This window comes from Rhizobium beringeri (assembly GCF_004306515.1).
GTDB classification, from domain to species: domain Bacteria; phylum Pseudomonadota; class Alphaproteobacteria; order Rhizobiales; family Rhizobiaceae; genus Rhizobium; species Rhizobium beringeri.
The window spans coordinates 3,589,141-3,603,858 of record NZ_SILG01000001.1 but is presented as its reverse complement, the minus strand read 5'-3'; the positions used below and the strand labels follow the sequence as shown (position 1 = coordinate 3,603,858).

Sequence of the window (14,718 nt, the reverse complement as noted above, 5' to 3'; positions counted from 1 at the left end):
ACATGAATGGTGCCACCGCTGCTTCTCGAGCCGCGTTGCGCTTCCGCCGACTGTTTGATCAGGCGATCCCCGAAGCGTCAGTAGCCGCTTGCCGACCCTTCCGCTGCGCGGCTATCCATGGCGCCGTTGTAGCGGGCGCCGCCGCCTTTTGCGATGGCAGCAAGGCTTTTGCCGCCGACGAGGATGCCGGCGGCCTGGCCCCATTGCGGCGCGTCATTGCCGCCATCGAAACTGTAGCCCATGGCGGCAAGCGTCTTTTCGGTATCGGGCGAAAGCGCATAGGGTTCGAGAAAGACCTTGTCGGGCTGCCATTGGTGGTGGAGACGCGGGGCGTTGACCGCCTGACTGATATCCATGCCGAAATCGACGACGTTAAGGATCGCTTCCAACGTGATGGTGATGATGCGCGAGCCGCCGGGGCTGCCGATCACCATGAAGGGCTTGCCGTCCCGGGTGACGATGGTCGGGCTCATCGAGGAGAGCGGCGTCTTCTTCGGCGCGATGGCATTGGCTTCGCCCTGCACCAGTCCGTAGAGGTTCGGCACGCCGGGCTTGGAGGTGAAATCGTCCATCTCGTTGTTGAGCAGGACGCCCGTGCTGGGTGCCACGACGCCGGCGCCGAAGGAGCCGTTCAGCGTATAGGTGACGGCAACCGCATTGCCCTCGTCGTCGATGATCGAATAATGCGTCGTCTCGGTGCTTTCCTTGCCGCCGAGCGGTTTCAGGTTCGTCGAGGTGCCGGCCTTGTAGGGGTCGATCTTGGCGGCAGTCTCCAAGGCATATTTCTTGTCGAGAAGCTTGGCGACCGGGTTCTCGACAAAATCGGGATCGCCGAGTGCTGCGTTGCGGTCGACATAGGCGTAGCGCATCGCCTCGACCATAATGTGCACGGTTTCGGCCGAGTTATAGCCGAGATAGGAGAGCGGATAGCCTTCGAGAACGTTGAGGATCTCGCAGATGATCACGCCGCCGGAGGAAGGCGGCGGCGAGGAGATGATGTCGTAGCCGCGGTAATTGCACTCGATCGGCTTCAATTCGCGCACGGCATATTGCTCGAAGTCCTCTTTGGCAAGGATACCGCCTTTGGCCTGGCTCGCCTTGACGATCGCCTCAGCGGGCGCGGCCTTGTAGAAGGCGTCGGGGCCTTTTTCGGAGATGTCTGCCAGGACCGAAGCAAGGTCTGGCTGCTGGAGTTTTTCGCCGGATGCATAGGGTTTGCCGTCCGGTTTAAGGAATATCTTTGCCGCCGCCTCATCCTTGGCGAGGCGCTTGGCATTGCTGGCAAAACTTGCGGCGTCGCCCTGTTCCAGCGTGAAACCCTCTTTAGCGAAGCGAAGTGCCGGCGCGATCAGATCCTGGCGCGATTTGGTGCCGTATTTCTCGCGCGCGGTCTCGAAGCCCATGACGGAGCCCGGCACGCCGACGGCGAGATACCCGTCGAGGCTGGCGCGTGGCACGATATCGCCCTTGGCATCGAGATACATGGTCTTCGCTGCGGCAAGCGGTGCGCGTTCGCGAAAATCGAGGAAGGTCTTGGTACCGTCCTTCAAGCGGATGGTCATGAAGCCGCCGCCGCCGAGATTGCCGGCCGAGGGATAGACGACTGCCAATGCATAACCGACGGCGACCGCTGCATCGACGGCATTGCCGCCGCTTTTCAGTACCTCGACGCCGACATCGGTCGCCAGATGCTGGGCGGTGACGACCATGCCGTGCTCGGCTTCGACGGGCGCAGGCGAGGCGGCGAAAGCCGAGGTAAAACTCAGCGACAATGCTGATATGACGGAGATCGTCCCGATATACAGGCGGCCCATGATTTCCCCTCCTATGGACAATGATGAAAAAACATATGGGACTGCGACAGCCTGAGGCAATGCAGGGGGGTGGCTTTAAAACATGTCGCGCAAAAGTGTGCAGCGGTTTTGCGACGACGATATGCGTAAAAACAGAACCTAAAGCGTGAGGAGTTCGGCGAGTTTCCGGTTGGTGTCGTCGTCATCGAGCGGCGTATAGACGATGAGCTTCATCTCCGGCCGACTGGTCAGTGTCAGGCCGGTATGTTCGAAGGACATGCGGCCCTTGACGGGATGGTCGATGCGCTTGATGCCGGACAGCGGATTGACGACCTCGTGGCGCTGCCACCAGTCACGAAATTCAGCGCTTGCCTGTTTCAGCAGCGCGATCAGCCGCTCGAAATCCGGATCGCCGGCATAACGCGCGCTGTCGGCGCGAAACATCGCCAGCGAGACGCGGGCAACCGCCTCCCAGTCGACGAGCAGCTTGCGATGCGCGGGGTCGGCAAAGAGGCGATGCATGGTATTGCGCTCGTCGCGGTCGAGCGTGTCGTAACCGCCGAACAGCACCTCGGCGGCACGGTTCCAGGCGAGCACGTCCCACCGGCGGCCAAGCACATAGGCCGGTTGGTGGGTCAGGTTGGCGAGCATGCGTTGCAGCGGCTCGTCGACGCATTCGGGTGCGGACGAGACTGCCTGCGGCGCATGGCGATTGTTGAGGGTGAAGAGATGCCGGCGTTCGGCCTCGTCGAGGCGCAGCGCATCGGCAAGGGCGTTGAGCACCTGTATGGAGGGCCTGATGTCACGGCCCTGTTCCAGCCAGGTGTACCAGGTGGTGCCGACGCCGGCGAGCATGGCGAGCTCCTCGCGGCGAAGACCCGGCGTGCGCCGGCGAAACCCCTCCGGCAGGCCAACCTCGGAGGGCGTCAGCCGCTCGCGACGGGAGCGCAGGAAGGCTGCCAATTCACGGCGGCGGGCTTCGAATGTGTCGGATCTCTGGTCCATGGCGGGGATCATATCAGTATTGATACCAGGATAAAACCGGAACTGTTTGCCGTTTCCGGGCCGCGCATGATGCCGGCGTCGCAGGTTGTTGAAGCGCCTGCGGCTCGATCAATTCTAGGAGCAGCATCATGTCTTTGCAGCATGTGGTCGTCATCGGCGGTTCTTCCGGCATCGGCCTTGCCACGGCGAAATTACTTTTGGAACAGGGATATACGGTCACCATTGCGGGCCGCGACAGCGAAAAGCTTGCCGCGGCGACGGCATCGCTCGACGGCGAGCTCCGCAGCCTCGTGCTCGATGCGGCGGAGCTTTCCGGCCTCGGGGAGGCTTTTGCCGGGATCGGCGCATTCGGTCATCTCGTGCTGGCGATGGGCAGCGGTCACGGCGCCGGACCCTTCGCGACGCTCGACATGGCGGATCTGCTTGCCGGGTTTCAGACCAAGCTCATCCCGCATGCCGCGGCAGCCCAGGCGGCACTGCCGCTGCTGCAGCCGGGCGGCAGCATCACCTTCGTTTCGGCGGTCAGCGCGCAGGCGGCGATGCCTGGCACGGCTGGACTTGCGGCCGTCAATGCCGGCATCGAGGCGATGGTGCCGGTGCTTGCCGCCGAGTTGAAGCCGCTGCGTGTCAACGGCGTTTCACCTGGGGTCGTCGATACGCCGTGGTGGAGTTTCCTGCCGCCCGAGCAGCGCAGCAGCGTCTTTGCGGATTTCGCCGGCCGCACGCCGGTCGGCCGTGTCGGCAGGCCGGAGGATATTGCGGAGGCGATTGCCTTCCTGATCGGAAACGGCTTCATGAGCGGCCATGTCATCACCTGCGACGGCGGTGTGCGTCTCAGCGCCTAGCGCATGATGCCGAAAAGTGCGAGCCGTCTTCGGACAACATCACGCTCTAACTATTTAATTTGGAACAGGGTTCAAACGGTCCCGCCGATGGTTTCGTCGGCGGGAAATTCCATGCCGGAGAGATCACGGTCCTTAAGTGCCGCCCATTTCAGCAGCGCATCGAGCGCCGGGCAGAGCGCCTGGCCCCAATCGGTCAGACAATATTCGACTTTGGGCGGCACCTGATGATGAACGATACGGCGGATGATGCCGTCCGCCTCCATCTGCCGGAGCTGCTGGATCAGCATCTTCTGCGAAATCGCCGGAATGGCCCGTTCTAGATCGGAGAAGCGCAGGGTCTTGCCGCCGAAGAGGTGGAAGAGAATGATCAGCTTCCAGCGTCCCTCCAGAATTTTCAGCACGTTTTCGACGCCGGTCGCGGCGGAATAGGGTGTCATCCGACTACCTTACTTTTTGGTAAGTACCGCACTTTTTTGTAGGTTCTTGTTATTTCGTAAGCCTATCGCCATCCTCTTTCCAAGGCAAGAAGAGAGGATCTTTCATGACTATAGAACTCCCGAAACCGCTGGCGACCTATTTCGCTGCGAAGAACCGCAAGGACATAAATGGCATGCTTTCGACCTTTGGCGAGGACGCAGATGTGCGCGACGAGGGCGAGGACATGCACGGCCATGCGGCGATCCGCGGCTGGATGGAAAAGACGACGCGCAAATACGGCGTGACTGTCGAGGTTACCGGTCTGGCCGGGACGGAGACTCAGCCGATCGTCTCCGCTCTCGTGGCTGGCAATTTTCCAGGCAGCCCGGCAACGCTTCATTATCACTTCACGCTCGACGACCAGTCCATCATTCATCTGGAGATCGGCGCATGACGATCGCTCCAGGATTCCCCTTCGAGCCGAACGAATTTTCCGGCAAGCGCATTCTCGTCACCGGCGGCACCAAGGGCATGGGCGAGGCGATCGTTGCTCGCCTTTCGGCGGCCGGCGGCCAGGTCGCGACGACGGCGCGTTCGTCGCTGCCGGAGGGTCAGGCGCCTGATCTGTTCGTGCAAGCCGACATCAGCACCACTGCCGGCGTTAAGACCCTCGTCCAACGGGTGTTCGAGGCATTCGGCGGGCTTGATATCCTTATCAATAATGTCGGCGGATCGTCGGCGCCGAGCGGTGGCTTTGCAGCCCTTGCCGACGAACATTGGCAGGCGGATATCGCCGCCAACCTGCTGACGCCGGTGCGACTCGACCGGGCCTTTCTGCCCGGCATGATCGAGCGCGGCCATGGCGTCATCATCCATGTATCGTCGATCCAGAGGCGGCTGCCGCTCTACGAGGCGACACTTGCCTATGCGGCGGCGAAAGCGGCGCTTTCGAATTACAGCAAGGGGCTATCGAAGGAGGTTGGACCGAAGGGCGTCAGAGTAAATACTATCGCACCGGGCTTTATCGAAACGAAGGCAGCCACGGCGTTGATCCAGCGCATCGCCGACGAGGCGGGCACAGATGAGGAGGGCGGCCGGCAAATGTTGATGGATTCGCTCGGCGGCATTCCGCTCGGCAAGCCGGGGCGCCCCGACGGCGTGGCCGAACTTGTTGCTTTTCTGGCGTCGCCGCGTGCGGCCTTCATTCACGGCGCCGAATATACGATCGACGGCGGTACGGTTCCGACCGTCTGATCGCGTGAAGAGGCGGCAAGCCTCTCTTCGGCCCTGCGGGCGATCGCTTGCAGGTCGCGCGGCTTGCCGGCAATCTTCTCCATGGCGGCGATGGCGACGTCGGTCGCGAGATAATCCGGCTTGTGGCCGACGCCGCTGACGGTGATGAGTTCTGAGCCTGATATATCGCGGGCAAGGCCGCGCGAGTGCAAGTGTTCCCAGACGATCTCGTCGCTGTCGCCTGTTATGATGACGGTCGGAGCGGTGATCTGCGAATAGAGCAGCGACTGCTCCCTCACATAGGCGAGCAGACGTTTGAAATCGGCGGCGTTGTTTTGGAAGGCGCTGGGGCGCAATACGAGCGACGGACCGGTTTTTTCAATGTAATCGGCCGGGCGCGGATTGGGACGGAAGACGTTCAGCGTGCCGCGCTCCAGCCGGCTCAGCCCGAGCGGCACGACGATCGCATGGTTGAAGAGCCAGCCGAGGACCGGCACGGTCGCGACATGATAATACCAGTCGATGCCGCCCGGCCAGGGATGGGTGGCCGGCGCGAGGAAGAGCAGACCGGCGGTCTTGTCAGGATGGCGCAGGCCGAAGGCGGCGGTGATCGCGCCGCCGAAGGAATGGCCGACGATGATCGCCTTTTCGATACCGCGCTTTTCCATCAGCCTGGCGATCGCATCGGCCTGGCCGGAGGGGACGGCGTTCTCGGGGCCGCCGCGCTCGGAATAACCATGGCCGGGACGATCGACGAACAGCATTTCTGCCCGGCCTTCGAGTGCGGCGCGGAAGGCGACGACCTGATCGAGCAGGTTGCCGCTGGCGCCGTGAATGAAGACCAATGCCGGAAGATCCGCATTTTCGGGACGCTCGATGTGGACGGCATTCATGCGGTAGCCGCCGACATCCGTCAGTTCGCCGATATTCGGATAAGCCTGTTCGAATTGCCGCGCCTTATAGGATGAGTAACCGATGGCGGCGGCGAGCGGGGCGAGAAGAGCGGAAACTTCTGCAAGCATGATCTCAACGAACGACAATTGCGGGATGACCTGCGGGCGGACAAACCGCTACATCGTTCCCTCTGGATTCCATGCTTTAAATTGCGCGGCACGATCCGACGTCAAGATATTAGCCCGGGAATCAGGTGCGATTGCCGGCGAGTTTTTCTGCAAGCATGTTGACCTGTTCCTGCGCGGTGCGTTCGGCGGGATAGACATCGAGGAAACGCTCCCAAGCCTTCAAGGTCAGCTGGTCGTTGCCGGAATTGCTGAGGATCGCTGCCATGCCGGAGAGCGCGCCGAAATGGCGCGGCTCGAGATCGAGCACACGTTCAATGTCGGACATCGACTTGCGGTAATTGCCCATGACGAAATTCAGCGTGGCGCGGCGGTTCCAGCTTTCGGCATAATCGGGTTTCAGCGCGATCGCCTCATCGAGGAAATCGAGGGCAGCGGGATTGCGCTTTTCCTCGATCGCCTTGTCGGCCCACTGCATCAGCAGATTGACGGTGGCACTGCCAGAATCGTTCCATTCCATGCGGATTTCATTGGCGATGCCACTGGCCTTGTCGGGGTCGCGTTCACGCTTCAACTGGCTGAAGAGCTGGTCGAGGTGCTGCTTGGGCGAACCGTTGACATCCGTCTGCTCGACGATGACATCCTTTTTCGTGGCGGCAGCCGGGTTTTCCGCGGCGGCGGCCGAAAAGGGGGAGGTGAGCAGGATGAGGGCGAGCGGCAGTGCCGCTGACGTCAAAGCAAAAAAGCGCATGGCGGACATATTAGCCCGCCAACGCCGAAGATCAAACAAATTTGACGTGATCGCCGCAGCGACCCACCGGATATATCTGCCGGCGCAAGCTCACGCGGCAAGGCGATCCGGCCGCGCGAAATCAGCCCTGACGAGCCTTGAAGCGCGGGTTCAGCTTGTTGATGATGTAGATGCGGCCCTTGCGGCGAACCAGACGGTTGTCACGGTGACGAGCCTTGAGCGACTTGAGCGAATTCTTGATCTTCATTTTTCTGATCCGCGATCTCTATGGGGGAATTCACATTCGCCCGTATCTTTAACAATCAAAAGCGCGCCATCGGGCGCGCTGTTTAGGTGGGGAGCAGATAACTCGTCACCTTTTCCGTGTCAACCACATGAAGGTGTTTTTCCAAAGGCACAAGGGTGTTTTCTCAGGCCAAAACCAGCGATTTCGGCGTCAAGGTGGTGACATGACCCATCTTGCGGCCGGGGCGCCACTCGGTCTTGCCATAGAGATGAACCAGCGTGTCGGGGCGCCGCAACCAGTCGGGAACGGCAAGGATATCGTCGCCGATCAGGTTCTGCAGGATGCAGTCGGAATGGCGCTCGGCACTGCCGAGCGGCAGGCCGGCGACGGCCCGGATATGCTGCTCGAACTGGCTGACGACGCAGGCGGCTTCCGTCCAGTGACCGGAGTTGTGCACACGCGGCGCCATCTCGTTGGCGATCAGGCCGCCATCGGCAAGCACGAAGAATTCGATGCCGATGACGCCGACATAGTTCAACGCGGCAAGGATCTTTTCGGCCGATTGGCGCGCGGCGTCCGCCGTCGCTACAGAGATCGCGGCGGGAACCGTCGAGGTGTGGAGGATACCGTTGCGGTGCACATTCTCGGCGGGATCGAAGCAGACGACCGTCCCGTCGGTGGCGCGCGCGGCGATGATCGAGACCTCGCGCTCGAAAGCGACGAAACTTTCGAGGATGAGCGGCACGCCGCCGAGCGCGGCATAGGCGCCATCCGGGCTGTCGCTGGCCGAGCGGAAAACCTTCTGGCCCTTGCCGTCATAACCGAGACGGCGGGTCTTCAGCACGCCCTGGCCGCCGAAATCCTTCAGTGCCGTCTCGAGATCGGCCTGGCTGTCGATCGCGTGGAAGCGGGCGGTTGATATGCCGCAGTCATTGAGAAAATGCTTTTCGACAAGGCGGTCCTGGGCGGCTTCCAGCGCCTTCGGTGGCGGATAGACCGATACGCTCGCCGAGAGCCTTTCGGCGGCTGTGACGGGCACGTTTTCGAATTCGTAGGTAACGACATCGCAGATATCGGCGAGTTCAGCCAGTGCCGCCGGATCGTCGTAGGCGGCGGTAATCTGCCGGTTGGCGAGCTGGGCGGCCGGGCAGTCCGCCTGCGGCTCGAGGATGACCGTGCGAAAATTCAACCGGGCGGCGGCAATCGCCAGCATGCGGCCGAGCTGGCCGCCGCCGATAATGCCGATCGTTCTTGCCGTCATAGGTCGTCCATCGGGTATTCGGCGACGGCAGCACTCTGGCGCTCGCGCCATTCGTCGAGCCGGTCGGCAATTTCTTCGTCGGAAAGGGCGAGCACGGCGGCGGCGAGAAGGGCGGCGTTGACCGCGCCGGCCTTGCCGATGGCGAGCGTGCCCACAGGTATACCGGCCGGCATCTGCACGATGGAAAGGAGGCTGTCCTGGCCGGACAGGGCTTTCGACTGGACCGGCACGCCGAAAACCGGCAGCGGTGTCATCGCGGCGGTCATGCCCGGCAGGTGGGCAGCGCCGCCGGCGCCGGCGATGATGACCTTGAAGCCCTCCGCGCGTGCGCCCTTGGCGAAATTGACCAACCGGTCCACTGTGCGGTGCGCCGAAATGATGCGCGCATCATAAGGGATTTCTAGCGCCTCCAACGTGTCGGCGGCGTTTTTCATGGTCTCCCAGTCGGACTGGCTGCCCATGATGATGGCGACGGGTGGTCTGTCTGTCATCGTTGCTGCTATTCCCTCTCAGGCGATGATGTCAGGGATGATCTGATCTTCCAGCTTGGAGAGCCTGTCCTTGATGACGAGCTTTTTCTTTTTCATACGCTGGATCCGCAGAGCATCGCATCCGGTCTGGATCATGGCGTTGATCGCGGCGTCGAAATCCTCGTGCTCCTGACGCAGACGCGCCACAGTGAGCCTGATTTCCGCCTGTTCCTGATCGGCCATATGCATTCCCCGTTACCGTCCCTGGACCTTGTCCGATCTGCCGATGATTTCCGCAAGCTCCTATCACCAAATACAGGTAACGGCTAGTTAGTCTTGATCATGAAATTGCCATCCAGTCTCCATCTTTTGGCCTTCGACAAGCCTTCAAAAATATGTCACAGTCCGGCCGTTGACACCTTGATCCCCGACGATGATGGCCGGGGAGGGTAAAGAGGAAGGAAGGGTCATATGACTGTTCAAGCTCATCTTGAGTCACTCCAGAAAAAGCATGTTGCTCTCGAGGAGGAGTTGCACGCGCTCAGAACATCTCCCTCTATTTCCGATACGGAACTTGCCGAATGCAAGCGCCGCAAGCTGCGCATCAAGGACGAGATTCAGCGTCTTAAGTCATCCGTCCACTAATCTTCCCAAGGGTCGCCGGGCGATCATCTTGCGCAACAAGGTAAATCCATCCATTCCGCCAAAAATTAGCAAGAACCGGTGATTTGACACCAGATTTGCGCCAGTCCGATGCATCCGGCATCGTGGCTGGCGCTTTTGGGTCCGCCACGTCTCACATCGCGTTCTTATGATTCGCATCATGTCCCCAGATCTCATGGGAACATGCATCAGGCCCAGAACTGATCCAGCCACAAATTGAGCTTGTCGAAGCCGCGGTTGTTGACCGTATAGATACGTTTGGTGCCTTCCGAGGTCACGGAGACGAGATTGCTGTCGAGTAGCGCCTTCAGATGCTGCGAAACAGCAGGGCGGCTGATCGGCAGGCCTTCGGCGAGCTCATTGACCGTCCGTGGCGCGCGACGCAATTCCTCCAGCAGAAACCGCCGGTTCGGATCGGCAATCGCAGAGAAAGGGTCCGTGTTCGACATGGCGGGAACGCTACGTCAAACCGGCCGCGCCAGCAAGGAAATTGTGCATTGCAGCGTGCCGTGGTTTCTACCAGCCAAGGCCCTCGCGCACGATCAGAAAGGCGGCGATCAGCGCCATCGCATACATGAAAGGATAGAAGATCTGTGGCCTCATGCGGCGCACGCACCAGGCGCCGGCGATGGTGGCGAGCGGGGCAAAGGGCAGAAGCGTCGCGGAGGTCGCAAGGTTCTGGGTGTCGAGCTGGCCGAGCGCGAAATAGGGGATCAGCTTGATGGCGTTGAGGATCGCGAAGAAGCGCACGCTGGTGCCGGTATATTCGCGTGGCTGCAATTTGAGCGGTAGGGCATAGATCTGAAAGGGCGCACCGCCGGCATGGGCGACGAAGCTGCCGTAACCGGAAAATGTCCCCCAGAGGCTGGCGGCCACCGGCCGCTGGCCGCGCGGTGGGATCACCTTGCCGGCGCCCGGGCCGAAATTGTTCCAGAAATAGCGCAGGCAAAAGAGGATGGTCACCGCGCCGATGACGATGCGCAGCATGTTGCCCGGAACCAGGGCCGAGGTCGCCCAGCCCAGCGCGATGCCGAAGATGGCGCCAGGCAGCATGATCTTCAACGTCGCCCAGTCGCCATGTTTGCGCCAGATGACGAGCGAGATCATGTCCATGAAGACCAGGATCGGCAGCAGGATGGCCGCCGCCTCGACCGGTGAGACGACGAGGGCGAGGAAGGGCAGGCCGATCAGCGACAAAGCGTCGCCCATGCCACCCTTTGCGAGGCCCACCAGCAGAACGGCGGGCACGGCGGCGTAGTAGAATGACAAATCCTGCGGCATGCTTTCGACGTCCTCCTCTTGCAAGCCTCGTCTAACGGAACTACTCACACAAAACGAGTGCGGATCTCTCATTTCGAAGGGGAATTCGCCGGAAACGGAAAGACCTCATGACCGAACCGGAAAATCGCTGCCGCCTTGTGCTCATCGTGCCTGATATCGCCGATGCCGACGAACAGGCAAAGATCGTCGCCGATGCGCTGAAGGGCGGCGATGTCGCCTCGGTGATCGTGCCGCAATACGGGCTCGACGACGGCACCTTCCAGAAACATGCCGAAAAGCTGGTGCCGCTGATCCAGAATGCTGGAGCAGCCGCGTTGATTGCAGGTGACAGCCGTGTCGCAGGCCGGGCAAAGGCCGATGGTCTGCACCTTTCCAGCAATGCCGGGGCGCTTTCGGAAGCGATCGACAAACATGCGCCGAAGCTGATCGTCGGCGGTGGCAACGCGGCCGACCGGCACCATGCGCTGGAGATCGGCGAAGTCAGGCCGGACTATATCTTCTTCGGCAAGCTCGACGGCGATATCAAGCCGGAGGCGCATCCGAAGAACCTTGCGCTCGGCGAATGGTGGGCCTCGATGATCGAGATCCCCTGCATCGTCATGGGCGGCACTGATCCGGCCTCGGCGCTCGCCGTCGCCGAAACTGGAGCGGAGTTCGTGGCGCTGCGGCTGGCGGTCTTCGGCGAGCCCGCCCGGGCGCCGTCAGTCGTCGCCGAAATCAATGCGTTGCTTGACGAAAAAGCGCCACGGTTTGAGGATTGAAATCGCGCTCATGCCGATCCCGCCCGCCCGCCTTTTGAAATATATCCTTGCCAGCACGGCCGCCCTCGTTGCGGCCGGGCCGAATGTCGCCTTGGCGCAGGCGCCGGACAGCGTCATCAGCCAGCCGGGCACGGCGCCGGCTTCGACTTTCCGCACCGACCGGCCCTCCGGCCCGGACGTGGGGCCCTCCGATGGCGTCGGTGTGTTCGACCGCATGGGCGCGAAGCTGCCGGATCTGCCGCCGGAGAAGGATTATAAGGGGCCGATCGACGAAGCCTACGGCGCCTTCCAGCGCGGTTATTATCTGACGGCAATGGACAAGGCGCTGCCGCGCGCCCAGCTCGGCGATCCGGCGGCGCAGACGCTGATCGGCGAAATCCTCTCGCAGGGTCTCGGCGTCAAGAAGGACGTGAAGAATGCTGCCTTCTGGTACGGCAAGGCGGCCGAAGGCGGCGATGCGGCGGCGATGTTCAAATATGCGTTGATCCTGATGGAAGGTGAGGGCGTGCCGCGTGACAAGGTCAAGGCCGACGACTACATGCGCAAGGCGGCCGAGGGCGGCAATCCTTCGGCGGAATTCAACTGGGCGCAGCTTCTCATCGCCGACAATCCCGGCGAGAAGGGACTGAAGCTTGCGCTGCCGTTCTACGAGAAATCGGCCGAGCAGGGAATTGCCGATTCGCAATATGCCGTGGCGCAGATCTATGCGACGCTGAAGGACCTGCCTGAGGAAAAGAAGCAGCTCGCGCGCGAATGGATGGCACGTGCGGCGCGCGCCGGCTTCGACACCGCCCAGCTCGATCTCGGCATCTGGCTGGTCAACGGCGTCGGTGGGCCGAAGGATTACGTCAAGGGTTTCGAATGGCTGAAACTTGCCGCCAATGGCGGTAATGTCGCCGCGCAGAACAAGCTCGCTCATCTCTACATCAACGCCATCGGCACGCCGCCCAATCCGATCGAAGCGGCGAAGTGGTACGTGCTGTCTCGGCGTGCCGGGCTTGCCGATCCGTCGCTCGAGGATTTCTATCTCGGCATTGAGGACGACCAGCAGAAGGCGGCGATCGAAGCCGCCAACAAGTTCCGGCGGCGATAGCGACCCTATCCTAACTTAGAAAAGCGCGTCGGCGAAAAGATCCTCGTCGTTTTCGGCTTTGGCGGTCTCGGCGGGAGCGGGCGCGCTGTCCTCGCTCGCCGGAATGATGCCGCGATGAATGTTGCGTTCCTGGACCATCGTGTAGTGCTTGAAGATCTTGCGGTCGAGCGGCGCGATCGTCTCGGTGAGATCGGAGATATCGGCGATATCGGTGCCGGCGACGCCTTCGAGCAGATCGGCGCAGCCGGCAAGGACTTCGCCGAGATCATGCTGGAAATCGAGTTTGCCGATCAGGAGGCTGATCTTGGTGGCGACCTCGCGACCGTTCTCGGCGAGCACCTTCAACTCGTTTTCCATCACGTTGGCTGCAGTGCGGATGTTGACCACGGCCGACGTCAGGCTTTCCCCCAGGCCGCCGGCTCCGGCATCCGTGGCGGGGGCGACGCGCCCGGCCGCGGCTTCGAGCGCCGGCAGACCGGTGACGATGGCGTCAGCGGAATCGTCGAGCTTGCCGGCGAAGATGCGCAGCTCGGCGGTGACGACGTTGATCGACTTGCCTTCCTCGCCGAGGCGGCTGCAGCGCAGGTTGGTATTCAAAGCCATATAGTGAATGTCGGTCTTGACGGCGCGGATGTTGCCGATCGCTTCGGAGAGCTTGGCGGCCGTGCCGATCGTCGACTGGCTCACCTGATCGGCCTGGCGGCTTGCGGTGTCGACCTGTTTGACGATTTCGTGGGCGGCTGAAACGCTGGATTCCAGCGCGCGCATGAAGTTGCCGCCGGCCTCGTCGCTTTGACCGCTCATCTGATCGCGCAGCTTGAGGATCTCTCGCATGTCGTGGTCGAAACTCGCGATCGTCTTGACGACGTTCTCAGAATCCCGCTGGAAATTTGCGCACATGTCGCTCATCTGCGCTGCGGTCAGATGGTGAATGACGTTCTGGAGGCGCTGACGGGCGCCGGCGTCGAGTCTGGCGCCATCCTCGCCGGCAAAGAAATCCTCAAGCAGCGAAAAGGTGGCCTGTACATGCTCGATACGCTGGCGGGTGATATCGCCGATCTGCAGGGCAGATAGCGTCGAGGCGACCTTGCTTTGGACGGCGCGCGCAATCGCGCCGACCTCGCGGGCGATGACGCCGAGATCCTTGCGATGTTGGGCGATCTTGGCGGCATCATCGCGCAGGGCTCCGGCGACGGCCGGAACGGTATCGGCATAACCCTTGGAAACGCTGGCGCCAAAGGAGGTGGCGAGCTTGACCTCCTTATCGAGACTGTCGAGATGCGTGGCGAAACGGTTGACCTCATCGGTGCCGGAATAGATGCGCTCCAGGATCTCCTGGGCGAAGCCGGCGAATTCGGCAAGGCCGGCACCGGTGATCTTCACGGTCACGGCGAAGGTTCTGAGATAACGCATCGTTTCCTGCATGTCGGAGACGTGCTTGCGCAGCTCCCTGCCGGTATGCGCCAGCGAGACGAGCGCCTGCTGGCGGTTTTCCTCGGTGACCGGCAGCGCCGTCAGGCTCTCGACCGTGGCGCGGAGATCGGCGCTGGTGTCGCTCGCCTCCTTGTTGTCGAGCGTCGTGGTGACACTCTCGAGCGAGTTCAGCAAGCGGTTGAGGACATCCATCACCGACAGCAGCACGGTGCCGCCTTCGAGGAAACGTTCCTCGACCTGGCCGCGGGCGGATTCCAGGGTCTGGCTGATGTCCCGTCCTGATGTGTAGGCTGCAGCGTTCGGCGATACCAGAGCGTGTGCCACTTTTATACCTTTTCTTAAAATCCAGGCAATTCGACTCTATTTTTACGGGCAGGATGGAAACGTCCGGTAAACGCGCCGGACTCGCCAGCGTTGTGATTAACGAAAGATGTTGATGGCGTGTCGGTGAAAGCCCAACGCTCGC

18 protein-coding genes are annotated in these 14,718 nt (G+C 61.7%); 6 read left to right on the top strand and 12 right to left on the bottom strand.

The window, feature by feature from the left end; translation table 11 throughout:
* Window positions 1–77 precede the first annotated feature (77 nt).
* Both ggt and ELH03_RS18085 read right to left on the bottom strand, forming a co-directional pair.
* On the bottom strand, window positions 78–1,814 hold the full coding sequence (gene ggt / locus ELH03_RS18090) for a gamma-glutamyltransferase (protein WP_130766564.1): 1,737 nt from the start codon (window positions 1,812–1,814) through the stop codon (window positions 78–80).
* A 138-nt stretch (window positions 1,815–1,952) separates the two neighbouring features.
* Entirely contained in the window at window positions 1,953–2,810 is an 858-nt protein-coding gene (locus tag ELH03_RS18085) for a helix-turn-helix transcriptional regulator (protein ID WP_130766563.1), read from the bottom strand.
* Between the two features lie 116 nt (window positions 2,811–2,926).
* On the opposite strand from ELH03_RS18085, the gene ELH03_RS18080 reads away from it, so the two are divergent.
* Entirely contained in the window at window positions 2,927–3,643 is a 717-nt protein-coding gene (locus ELH03_RS18080; RefSeq protein WP_130659297.1) for an SDR family oxidoreductase, read from the top strand.
* A 71-nt stretch (window positions 3,644–3,714) separates the two neighbouring features.
* Here the strand turns inward: ELH03_RS18080 and ELH03_RS18075 are convergent, their stop codons facing one another.
* Window positions 3,715–4,080: a winged helix-turn-helix transcriptional regulator gene (locus ELH03_RS18075; RefSeq protein WP_064651160.1), complete on the bottom strand. Its 366-nt coding sequence runs from the start codon at window positions 4,078–4,080 to the stop codon at window positions 3,715–3,717.
* 104 nt (window positions 4,081–4,184) lie between these two features.
* Between ELH03_RS18075 and ELH03_RS18070 the strand changes: the two genes are divergently transcribed.
* Window positions 4,185–4,514 (top strand): nuclear transport factor 2 family protein, encoded by a 330-nt coding sequence (locus ELH03_RS18070; RefSeq protein ID WP_128402883.1) that lies wholly within the window; start codon window positions 4,185–4,187, stop codon window positions 4,512–4,514.
* Entirely contained in the window at window positions 4,511–5,314 is an 804-nt protein-coding gene (locus ELH03_RS18065) for an SDR family oxidoreductase (protein ID WP_130766562.1), read from the top strand. The genes ELH03_RS18070 and ELH03_RS18065 overlap by 4 nt, the downstream gene beginning before the upstream one ends.
* On the opposite strand, the gene ELH03_RS18060 is transcribed toward ELH03_RS18065, so the two are convergent.
* The 6 genes from ELH03_RS18060 to ELH03_RS18035 all read right to left on the bottom strand — a co-directional run bounded on the left by ELH03_RS18060 (window position 5,266) and on the right by ELH03_RS18035 (window position 9,263).
* The gene (locus ELH03_RS18060) at window positions 5,266–6,315 is read right to left on the bottom strand and encodes an alpha/beta fold hydrolase (protein WP_128402885.1); all 1,050 of its coding nucleotides are present in this window, start codon (window positions 6,313–6,315) and stop codon (window positions 5,266–5,268) included. The two genes, ELH03_RS18065 and ELH03_RS18060, sit on opposite strands and share 49 nt — an antisense overlap.
* Before the next feature lie 121 nt (window positions 6,316–6,436).
* Entirely contained in the window at window positions 6,437–7,072 is a 636-nt protein-coding gene (locus tag ELH03_RS18055; protein ID WP_128402886.1) for a tetratricopeptide repeat protein, read from the bottom strand.
* Between the two features lie 112 nt (window positions 7,073–7,184).
* Window positions 7,185–7,310, bottom strand: a complete 126-nt coding sequence (gene ykgO / locus ELH03_RS18050; protein ID WP_003566454.1) for a type B 50S ribosomal protein L36 — start codon at window positions 7,308–7,310, stop codon at window positions 7,185–7,187.
* A gap of 163 nt (window positions 7,311–7,473) precedes the next feature.
* A complete protein-coding gene (locus ELH03_RS18045) occupies window positions 7,474–8,550 on the bottom strand; it encodes a 5-(carboxyamino)imidazole ribonucleotide synthase (RefSeq protein WP_130766561.1) in 1,077 nt (358 codons plus the stop codon).
* Window positions 8,547–9,041 (bottom strand): 5-(carboxyamino)imidazole ribonucleotide mutase, encoded by a 495-nt coding sequence (purE, locus tag ELH03_RS18040; protein WP_011653459.1) that lies wholly within the window; start codon window positions 9,039–9,041, stop codon window positions 8,547–8,549. The genes ELH03_RS18045 and purE overlap by 4 nt, the downstream gene beginning before the upstream one ends.
* A gap of 18 nt (window positions 9,042–9,059) precedes the next feature.
* Window positions 9,060–9,263 (bottom strand): YdcH family protein, encoded by a 204-nt coding sequence (locus ELH03_RS18035; protein ID WP_017968168.1) that lies wholly within the window; start codon window positions 9,261–9,263, stop codon window positions 9,060–9,062.
* A 228-nt stretch (window positions 9,264–9,491) separates the two neighbouring features.
* On the opposite strand from ELH03_RS18035, the gene ELH03_RS18030 reads away from it, so the two are divergent.
* Complete coding sequence (locus ELH03_RS18030; protein ID WP_003542831.1) at window positions 9,492–9,665, top strand: YdcH family protein; 174 nt, start codon at window positions 9,492–9,494, stop codon at window positions 9,663–9,665.
* Between the two features lie 206 nt (window positions 9,666–9,871).
* On the opposite strand, the gene ELH03_RS18025 is transcribed toward ELH03_RS18030, so the two are convergent.
* Window positions 9,872–10,132: an ArsR/SmtB family transcription factor gene (locus ELH03_RS18025; protein WP_003542830.1), complete on the bottom strand. Its 261-nt coding sequence runs from the start codon at window positions 10,130–10,132 to the stop codon at window positions 9,872–9,874.
* A gap of 67 nt (window positions 10,133–10,199) precedes the next feature.
* The gene (locus tag ELH03_RS18020) at window positions 10,200–10,964 is read right to left on the bottom strand and encodes a sulfite exporter TauE/SafE family protein (protein WP_027683166.1); all 765 of its coding nucleotides are present in this window, start codon (window positions 10,962–10,964) and stop codon (window positions 10,200–10,202) included.
* Between the two features lie 107 nt (window positions 10,965–11,071).
* Here ELH03_RS18020 and ELH03_RS18015 point away from each other — a divergent pair, with 107 nt between their 5' ends.
* Window positions 11,072–11,725, top strand: a complete 654-nt coding sequence (locus tag ELH03_RS18015) for a thiamine phosphate synthase (protein WP_128402888.1) — start codon at window positions 11,072–11,074, stop codon at window positions 11,723–11,725.
* Between the two features lie 10 nt (window positions 11,726–11,735).
* A complete protein-coding gene (locus tag ELH03_RS18010; protein WP_130766560.1) occupies window positions 11,736–12,818 on the top strand; it encodes a tetratricopeptide repeat protein in 1,083 nt (360 codons plus the stop codon).
* A gap of 15 nt (window positions 12,819–12,833) precedes the next feature.
* Here the strand turns inward: ELH03_RS18010 and ELH03_RS18005 are convergent, their stop codons facing one another.
* Complete coding sequence (locus tag ELH03_RS18005; protein WP_130766559.1) at window positions 12,834–14,576, bottom strand: methyl-accepting chemotaxis protein; 1,743 nt, start codon at window positions 14,574–14,576, stop codon at window positions 12,834–12,836.
* Between the last annotated feature and the right edge of the window lie 142 nt (window positions 14,577–14,718).